Raw genomic sequence first — 4,952 nt, 5'->3', positions numbered from 1 at the left:
GCCGCCCACCACCCCGCCGCCGACGACGCCACCGGCCGGCGCCTGCACGGCGACGTACGCGGTCACCGGCCAGTGGGCCGGCGGCTTCCAGGCCGAGGTGCGGGTGACCGCCGGCGGCTCGCCCACCCGAGGCTGGTCGGTGAGCTGGAACTACGCCAACGGCCAGCGGGTCAGCTCGGCGTGGAACGCCACCGTCAGCACCACCGGCACGCTGGTCACGGCACGCAACGTCGCACACAACGGCGCCCTGGCGGCCGGAGCGAGCACCACGTTCGGTTTCCTCGGCTCGTGGAACGGCAGCAACGCGCTTCCGCTGGTCTCCTGCACGACGACCAGTTGATCCCCGTCCGGCGCCGCACCCGGGCGGGGGTGCGGCGCCGGCCGGCGGGAAATCCGGTGGTGCGCTTCGCCGGCCACCGGCATCATCCCGACATGATCGAGATGAGCGTGCTCACCCCCGACGACTGGCCCATCTGGCGGGAGCTGCGGCTCGCGGCCCTCACCGAGGCGCCGGAGGCGTTCGGCGCCCAGCTGGCCGACTGGCAGGGCGACGGCGACACCGAACAGCGCTGGCGCGACCGCCTCGCCATCCCCGGGTCGCACAACCTGGTGGCAAGCCTCGACGGGCGGCCGGTCGCCATGGCCAGCGGCGTTCCCATGCCGACCGAGGGCGAGGTGGCGCTGACCTCCATGTGGGTGCACCCCGACGCGCGCGGCCGGGGCGTCGGGGACCGGCTGGTGGACGAGGTGGCGCGGTGGGCGAAGGAACAGGGGGCGCAGCGGGTGGGCCTCGGCGTCGCTCCGGACAACGCGGCGGCCATCGGCCTCTACCGCCGCACCGGCTTCACCCCCGGCGAGGAACTCGGCCAGATCCTGCCCAACGGCCTACGGGCCCAGGTCCTCTTCCGGTCCCTCTGAGCCGGCTCCGGTTCGGCGCACCGCCCCGGAGCCGACCAGAGTTCAGACCAGGCAGTTGACGATCTCGGCGACCAAGCGGCGGCGACCCGTGTAGAAGGGGACCTCCTCGCGGACGTGCCGGCGGGCGCCAGAGGCGCGCAGGTCACGCATCAGGTCGACGATCCGGTGCAGCTCGTCGGCCTCGAAGGCGAGCATCCACTCGTAGTCGCCCAGGGCGAACGAGGCCACGGTGTTGGCCCGCACGTCCGGGTAGCCACGGGCCATCTTCCCATGCTCGGCCAGCATCTCGCGCCGCTCCGCGTCGGGCAGCAGGTACCACTCGTAGGAGCGGACGAACGGGTAGACGCAGATGTAGGCGCGGGCCTCCTCACCGGCGAGGAACGCCGGGATGTGGCTCTTGTTGAACTCCGCCGGCCGGTGCAGCGCCATCTGCGACCACACCGGGGTCATCGCCCGCCCCAGCGTGGTGCGGCGGAACCGCAGGTACGCATCCTGGAGCGCGTCGCTGGAGGCGGAGTGCCACCAGATCATCACGTCCGCGTCGGCACGCAGCCCGGACACGTCGTACACGCCCCGGATCACCACGTCCTTGCCGGCCAGCTCCTCGAAGAGGGACTCGACCTCACCGGTGACGTTGTCCCGCAGCGACGGCAGCGGGGCGCTGGCCCGGAACACCGACCACATCGTGTAGCGGATGCTGTCGTTCAGCTCCCGCAACCGGGCCGCGTTGGTCTGCTCGGTCATCTCGCCGATCCTCCCAGTGCTGTGATGATCTCGTCGGCCGCCGTCTCGCCGGAGCGGACGCAGACCGGGATACCGACGCCGTCGTAGCCAGCGCCGGCGAGGACCAGGGTGGGGTGCGCGGCCCGCAACGCCGCCCGCGCGGCGGCGACCCGGTCGGCGTGCCCCGGGGTGTACTGGGGCAGCGCCCCGCCCCACCGCTGCACGTGCCCGTCGACCGCGGCGGGCAGCGGTGTGCCGAGCACCCCGGACAACTCCCGGTGCACCGTGGCCGCCAGGTCCGCGTCCGGGCGCTGGAGCTGCGCCTCCTCGCCGTACCGGCCCACCGAGGCGCGCACCAGCGCCAGCCCGTCCGGCCGGCGCAGGTGCCCCCACTTCGTGGTGAAGAAGGTGGCCGCCTTGATCAGCAGACCCTCGGTGCTCGGCACCAGGAAACCGGACAGCTCGGGCAGGCGCGGCTGCGGCAGCGCCAGGGTGACCAGCGCGACGCTGGCGTAGTCCAGCTCACCCACGCCCCCGGCGGCCGCCGGAGCCGGGCCGGCGAGCAGTCGGGCCGCCGGGCGCGCCGGCACCGCCAGCACCACGGCGTCCACGTCGACGAGGTCAGGCGCCCGGGTCGGGCCGACCGTGAGCCGCCAGCCCGTGGTCGTCGCGGTCAGTTCGCGGACCGCCGCGTCCCGCCGTACCGTCGCGCCGCTGGCCGTCACCGCCGCCTCGACCAGCGTGCTCAGCCCGCCGGCCAGGGTGCCGAAGACCGGGACGCCGGGTGCGCGCGGCGCGGCGGCCTGCGCCGCCCGGACCGCGCCGGTCAGGGTGTGCTCCACGCGGGCCGCGCGGGCCAGCGCCGGCATGGTGGTGACCAGGGAGAGGTCGTCGGCGCGGCCCGCGTACACGCCGCCCAGCATCGGGTCGACCAGCCGGTCGACCACCTCGTCGCCGAAGCGGGACCGGACCAGCGCGCCCACCGAGACGTCCTCGTCGGGGGCGACCAGCGGCCGGCCGCCGTCGGTGTCGGCGCCCGCGGCCGGGCGGGCGACCGTGGTCACCCGGTCCAGATCCCCGGGTACGCCCACCAGCGTGCCGCCCGGGATGGGGCGCAGCCCCCCGTCGACCACCAGCGCGGCCTGCCCCACGGTGGGGTGCACGATCCGGTCGGCCAGCCCGAGCCGGCGGATCAGCGCCACCGCCCCGGACTCGGCGCCGGTCGGGTCGCGCATCAGGAACGACTCGGCGCCGAACTCCACCGGCGCACCCGCCAGCTCACCGGTGCGCAGCTTGCCGCCCAGCGCGCCGGACTGCTCGTACACCGTGATCTCGGTGCCGGCCGGAGCACGGTCGCGCAGACGGACCGCGGCCGCCAACCCGGCGATCCCGCCGCCGACCACCGCCACCCGCCAGGGCTGCCGCATCGCGTGTCAGCCCTGGTCGGCCCGGCGACCGGAGAGCTCGTGCACCAGCGCGACCACCCGGGTCAGCACATCGGGGTCGGTCTCCGGCAGCACACCGTGGCCCAGGTTGAACACGTGCCCGGGGGCGGCCCGGCCCTGCTCCAGGATCCGGCGCACCTCGGCCTCCACCACCGGCCAGGGCGCGAGCAGCACGCACGGGTCCAGGTTCCCCTGCACCGCCCGGTCCCGGCCGATCCGGCCGGTGGCCACGTCCAGCGGGGTCCGCCAGTCGACGCCCACGACGTCCGCGCCGGCCTCGCCCATCGCGCCGAGCAGCTCGGCGGTGCCCACCCCGAAGTGGATCCGCGGCACCCCGGCGTCGGCCAACCCGGCCAGCACGGCCGCCGAGTGCGGCAGCACGTAACGGCGGTAGTCGGCCTCGGAGAGCGCCCCGGCCCACGAGTCGAACAGCTGCACGGCCGACACACCGGCCTCGATCTGCACCCGCAGGAAGGCCAGCGTCACCTCGGCCAGCCGGCCGCAGAGCGCGTGCCACAGCTCCGGATCGCCGTACATCAGGGCCTTGGTCTTCGCGTGGGTGCGCGACGGGCCCCCCTCCACCAGGTAGCTGGCCAGGGTGAACGGCGCGCCGGCGAAACCGATCAGCGGCGTGTCCCCCAGCTCGACCACCAGTTGCCGGACCGCCTCGTCCACGTACGAGACGTCGTCGCGGGTGATCGGGCGGATCCGCTCGACGTCGGCGGCGGAGCGGATCGGCTCGGCGACCACCGGGCCGGTGCCCGGCACGATGTCCAGGTCGACCCCCGCCGCGGCGACCGGCACCACGATGTCGCTGAAGAGGATGGCCGCGTCCACCCCGTGCCGGCGAACCGGCTGGAGGGTGATCTCGGTGACCAGGTCCGGGCGACGGCAGGACTCCAGCATCGGCACGCTCGCCCGGATCTCCCGGTACTCCGGAAGCGAGCGACCCGCCTGGCGCATGAACCAGACCGGGGTGTGCGGGCCGGGCCTGCGCCGGCAGGCCCGGATGAAGGGCGAGTCGGCCGGCCCGCCGGGGCGCTGTTCTCCGTCTCGGGCGACAGTGCCCGTGGTGTCCGTGCTCATCGCCGCAATCGTGCCACGACCTCGTCCCCCTCCCCGCCGGGGGTGAAAGGAAGAACACCTTCCCGCACGCCTCCGCTGACGCGAGGCCCCCGCCGACACCCCTGCCGAGAGCCGGGCGCGCTCGGACGGCGGGTACGCGCAGCCGAGCCGTGGTACGGAAACGGCCGCCGTACCGGGCGTCGGCGCGCCGTCGAAGCGGGTGGGCGGGCGGCGGCATAGGCTGCCGGCATGGCCCCCCCGATCGCGCTCCCGGAGACCTTCGCCCGCGCGGTCACCGGGCTGCGGTCGGCGGCGCCCCGGCCGGAGATCACGCTGGAGGAGGTCGGCGCGCCCCAGCGGCTGGCCCCGTACGCGTTCGCGCTCTCCGCGGCGGTGCTGCGGGACGGCGACGAGGTGGCCACCGGCCGGCTGATCCTGCTGCACGACCCGGTCGGGCACGAGGCGTGGCAGGGGACCCTGCGGCTGGTCACCTACGTGACCGCCGAGCTGGAGGTCGACCTGGCCGCCGACCCGCTGCTGCCCGGGGTCGGCTGGACCTGGCTCACCGACGCGCTGGACGCCCACGACGCCCGGCACCGGGCCATCGGCGGGACGGTGACGCAGACCATGTCGACCCGGTTCGGCGACCTGGCCGGCCCACCGACCGCCGGCGACATCGAGATCCGCGCCTCCTGGACCCCGGTCAACGACGACCTGACCCCCCACCTGCTCGGCTGGTGCGCACTACTCGCCTCCACGGCCGGCCTCCCCCCACCCGGGGTGACCGCCCTGTCCGACCGC

6 protein-coding genes are annotated in these 4,952 nt (G+C 75.3%); 3 read left to right on the top strand and 3 right to left on the bottom strand.

Going from position 1 to position 4,952, the window contains the following annotated elements; all coding sequences use genetic code 11:
• Positions 1 to 340: cellulose binding domain-containing protein (locus tag DKT68_RS23205; protein WP_201749161.1), on the top strand; the 340-nt coding region annotated here is incomplete at its 5' end.
• 92 nt (positions 341 to 432) lie between these two features.
• Positions 433 to 918, top strand: a complete 486-nt coding sequence (locus tag DKT68_RS23200) for a GNAT family N-acetyltransferase (RefSeq protein WP_109819508.1) — start codon at positions 433 to 435, stop codon at positions 916 to 918.
• Positions 919 to 960: 42 nt separating this feature from the next.
• On the opposite strand, the gene hemQ is transcribed toward DKT68_RS23200, so the two are convergent.
• From hemQ to hemE, 3 genes are read right to left on the bottom strand one after another with little or no spacing between them, the layout of a single operon-like run.
• Positions 961 to 1,662 (bottom strand): hydrogen peroxide-dependent heme synthase, encoded by a 702-nt coding sequence (hemQ, locus tag DKT68_RS23195; protein ID WP_109819507.1) that lies wholly within the window; start codon positions 1,660 to 1,662, stop codon positions 961 to 963.
• The gene (gene hemG / locus DKT68_RS23190) at positions 1,659 to 3,068 is read right to left on the bottom strand and encodes a protoporphyrinogen oxidase (protein ID WP_109819506.1); all 1,410 of its coding nucleotides are present in this window, start codon (positions 3,066 to 3,068) and stop codon (positions 1,659 to 1,661) included. The genes hemQ and hemG overlap by 4 nt, the downstream gene beginning before the upstream one ends.
• Before the next feature lie 6 nt (positions 3,069 to 3,074).
• On the bottom strand, positions 3,075 to 4,172 hold the full coding sequence (hemE, locus tag DKT68_RS23185) for a uroporphyrinogen decarboxylase (protein WP_109819505.1): 1,098 nt from the start codon (positions 4,170 to 4,172) through the stop codon (positions 3,075 to 3,077).
• A 228-nt stretch (positions 4,173 to 4,400) separates the two neighbouring features.
• On the opposite strand from hemE, the gene DKT68_RS23180 reads away from it, so the two are divergent.
• On the top strand, positions 4,401 to 4,952 hold a 552-nt coding region (locus tag DKT68_RS23180; protein ID WP_109819504.1), incomplete at its 3' end, for a DUF3000 domain-containing protein.

It is taken from the genome of Micromonospora acroterricola, assembly GCF_003172955.1.
In the GTDB taxonomy this organism is placed as follows: Bacteria; Actinomycetota; Actinomycetes; order Mycobacteriales; family Micromonosporaceae; genus Micromonospora; species Micromonospora acroterricola.
This window is presented reverse-complemented; position numbering and strand designations above follow the sequence as displayed.